A 3052-nucleotide genomic window follows, 5' to 3' on the forward strand; every position below is an offset into this window, starting at 1 on the left:
CCATCCACCTGGGCGGCTACGACGCGCGCCTGCGCGAGGTGCGCGTCCACCCCGCGCTGGACCGGCCCACCGTGCCCGCCTTCGTCGTGGACTACATCGTCTTCCACGCCCTGCTGCACGCGGACCTCGCCGCCACCCCCACCGGCCAGGACGCGGGCCCCGACGCCGGCCCCGACACCCATGACGCCGCCGGCCGCTGCGCCGCGGAGCACACCCCCGACTTCCTCGCCCGCGAGGCCGCCTTCCCCCTGCGCGAAGCCGCCTGGCGCTGGCTCCTGGAAAACCTGTCGTCACTGCGACGCGGGTGACCGTCCCGTCGGCTGACGTGTTTCAGACATGTCGACACCGCCGTGACACACCCACGCGCCCCCACCGGGAAGGTGGTGGTCAGCGGGGGGCGCGCACTGCATGCTGTCCCCTCGATGCGCTTTTTCAGCGTGGAAGAGGCCAGCCGGCTGGTGCCGTTGCTGACGAAGACCTTCGGGCGCGTGCGCCCCTGGGTGGAGCGCGTGCAGAAGCTGGCGGAGGTGCTGGACGCCCCCGAGGCCCCGCCCGACACCGCCGAGGTGCGCGGCTGGCGCGAGGAGCGCGAGCAGTTGCTGGAGCGCATCCGCGGCGAGCTGGGCCCGCTCCAGGAGATGGGCCTGGAGATCAAGGGCGCGGACGGCCTGGTGGACTTCCACGCCCGGCGCGGCGAGGAGCCCGTCTACCTCTGCTGGCGCTACGGCGAGGACGCCGTGGCGCACTGGCATGACCTGAAGGCGGGCTTCTCCGGACGCCGCCCCATCGACAGCCCGGACGAGTTCGAGCCCACCTACCTCAGCTGAGCCGGGCGCTCACTTCCCCAGGCTCTGGTGCAGCAGGCCCAGCTTGTTGCGCGCGGACAGCAGCTGCTGACGCAGCGACTCCGCCTGCCGGCCGATGTCCGCGAACTTCGCCTCCTCCGCCGCGGTGGACAGCGTCGCCGCCTCGTCCGCCACCTCCGCCATGCGCGCCTGGAGCGACGTGAAGACCTCCGTGAGCCGCGCGTCCTCCTCCGCCGTGCGCGTGGCCTGCTGGCGCAGCGCCGCGAACTCCTGCATGCGCCCGTTGAGGTCCGCCGCGCTCTGCCCCAGCGCCCCGTAGCGCGTGAGCAGGTCCTTGAACACCTCCGTGCGCTGCTGCAGCTCCTGCGCGCGCACGTTGACCGCGTCCGCCTGCGCCTGCTGCCGGTTGCGCACCCCGGTGATGGCCTGCACCAGCGCGCCCACGCGCATGCGCAAGGCGTCGTCCAGGTCCGCCAGGTCCTTGAGCGTCTTCGACGCGCGCTCCAGCTGCTTCTCCGACGTCAGGGGGGCTTCCTTGAGCTGCTCCGCCAGCGCCTCGAAGCGCAGCAGCTCGGCGTCGAGTGCCTGGGCGGCGGAGACCAGCTCGGAGGACGGGGGGGTGTCACGCTTGCTCATGGGGCCGGGAGGATGCCACGCCCCCCTGCCCCTCCCCGACGGTTGCCTGCCTGCCTCGGGAGCCTGTGCTCGGGGGCGGACAGTGCGGCTTCAGGGCCTCGCCAATGCACAGGGGCGTCTCCAGTTTTCCGTGACACGTCGCGTCCGGAGGTCTGAACCCATGCCCGTGGATTTCTCCATCACCGTGCTTGTCACTGGCGCCACCGGCCAGCAGGGCGGTGCCGTCCTCCGCAAGCTCGCCGACCGGGGCCACCACGTGGTCGCGCTGGTGCGGGACGTGGACGCCCCCGCCGCCCGCGCCCTGCGCAGGCCCGGCGTCACGCTGGCCCAGGGCGACTTCGACGACCCCATCTCCCTGGAGAGCGCCATGCGCGGCGTGGACGCCGTCTACGCCATGGCCACGCCCTTCGGGGCCGGCGGCGTGGACTCGGAGGTCCAGCACGGCAGGAACCTGACGGACGCGGCGAAGCGCTCCAACGTGCGGCACTTCGTCTACTCCTCCGTGGCGGGCGCGTCGGAGCTCACCGGCATTCCGCACTTCGACAGCAAGCACGCGGTGGAGCTGTACCTGCGCCGGCGGGACATGCCCTTCACCATCCTGGCCCCCACCTTCTTCATGGAGAACCTCCTCCGCCCGCCCACGCGCGACCAGCTGGCGGCCGGGAAGCTGTCCCTGGGGCTGCCCGCCACGCGCGGCCTGCAGATGGTGGCGGTGGAGGACCTGGCCGGCTTCGCGCTGCACGTGCTGGGGGACCCGGAGCGCTTCATCGGCGAGCGCATCGAGGTGGCCTCCGACGAGGTGACGGGCCAGCAGGCCGCCGCGCTGCTCTCCATGGTGGGCGGCCACCGCATCAACTACGAACAGGTTCCCCTGGAGCAGCTCCAGCAGCAGAGCGAGGACCTGGCCGCCATGTTCGACTGGCTGGACCGCGTGGGCTACCACGCGGACATCCTCACCCTGCGCAACAGCTACCCGCGCGTGGGCTGGCAGACCTTCGAGACCTGGGCACGCCACCAGGACTGGGGCTTCGTCAAGGCGCCCGCCTGGCCCGCCACCGCCGCCGAGCCGGTGACGCCCCAGACATAGGGGCCCCGACAGCCCGCCCGCTGCACGGGTGGGAGCACGAGGCATGCCGCCCCCTGAACACCGCGCGCCCTACCTTGAAACCCGAGGAGGCATGCGATGCGAGGAGTATTGGGAGTAGGGGCCCTGGCGTTGAGCCTGATGGCGGGCTGCGCGGCGGAGACGAAGCTGCGGCCCACGCCGGAAGCGGGGATCCTCCAGAACGGCAAGAGCAGCGCCATCACGGAGGCGGAGGGCGTGCGGCTCACGGCGGACGGCGCGGCGTGGAGGGGCTCCCCGTCCGACCTGGAGCGCCGGGTCACGCCCGTCTATGTCCGCCTGGAGAACAACGGGCAACGCCCGCTGCGGATCAAATATCCGGACTTCGCGCTGGTGGGGCAGGAGTCCCGCTTCCGCTACAGCGCGCTGCCGCCCCTGTCGCTCCGTCAGGCCACGTCCTCCCGTGAGCAGGAAGCGCCCGCGCGCTACGTCCCGGCGATGTACCCCCGGGGGCGGCTGTGGGTGGGCGGAGGCTACGGCTACGGGC

3 protein-coding genes and 2 pseudogenes are annotated in these 3052 nt (G+C 72.5%); 4 read left to right on the forward strand and 1 reads right to left on the reverse strand.

Annotated features, from left to right (window positions below; translation table 11 throughout):
* Nucleotides 1-308, forward strand: a pseudogene (locus tag D7W79_RS40710) (hypothetical protein); the annotation flags it as partial.
* Between the two features lie 114 nt (nt 309-422).
* Nucleotides 423-827: a DUF2203 domain-containing protein gene (locus D7W79_RS40715; protein ID WP_120530576.1), complete on the forward strand. Its 405-nt coding sequence runs from the start codon at nt 423-425 to the stop codon at nt 825-827.
* A gap of 9 nt (nt 828-836) precedes the next feature.
* Here the strand turns inward: D7W79_RS40715 and D7W79_RS40720 are convergent, their stop codons facing one another.
* Entirely contained in the window at nt 837-1442 is a 606-nt protein-coding gene (locus tag D7W79_RS40720) for a hypothetical protein (protein ID WP_120530577.1), read from the reverse strand.
* Nucleotides 1443-1602: 160 nt separating this feature from the next.
* Between D7W79_RS40720 and D7W79_RS40725 the strand changes: the two genes are divergently transcribed.
* Both D7W79_RS40725 and D7W79_RS40730 read left to right on the forward strand, forming a co-directional pair.
* Nucleotides 1603-2529, forward strand: coding sequence for an NmrA/HSCARG family protein (locus D7W79_RS40725; RefSeq protein ID WP_208729977.1), 927 nt, complete (start codon nt 1603-1605; stop codon nt 2527-2529).
* Nucleotides 2530-2625: 96 nt separating this feature from the next.
* Nucleotides 2626-3052 (forward strand): annotated as a pseudogene (locus D7W79_RS40730) (hypothetical protein); the annotation flags it as partial.

The organism is Corallococcus exercitus (assembly GCF_003611585.1).
In the GTDB taxonomy this organism is placed as follows: Bacteria; Myxococcota; Myxococcia; order Myxococcales; family Myxococcaceae; genus Corallococcus; species Corallococcus exercitus.

Excerpts from the sequence above, each read along its gene's own strand:
- D7W79_RS40715 (WP_120530576.1), top strand. The coding sequence starts at position 423 with ATGCGCTTTTTCAGCGTGGAAGAGGCCAGCCGGCTGGTGCCGTTGCTG.
- D7W79_RS40720 (WP_120530577.1), bottom strand. The coding sequence starts at position 1,442 with ATGAGCAAGCGTGACACCCCCCCGTCCTCCGAGCTGGTCTCCGCCGCC.
- D7W79_RS40725 (WP_208729977.1), top strand. The coding sequence starts at position 1,603 with ATGCCCGTGGATTTCTCCATCACCGTGCTTGTCACTGGCGCCACCGGC.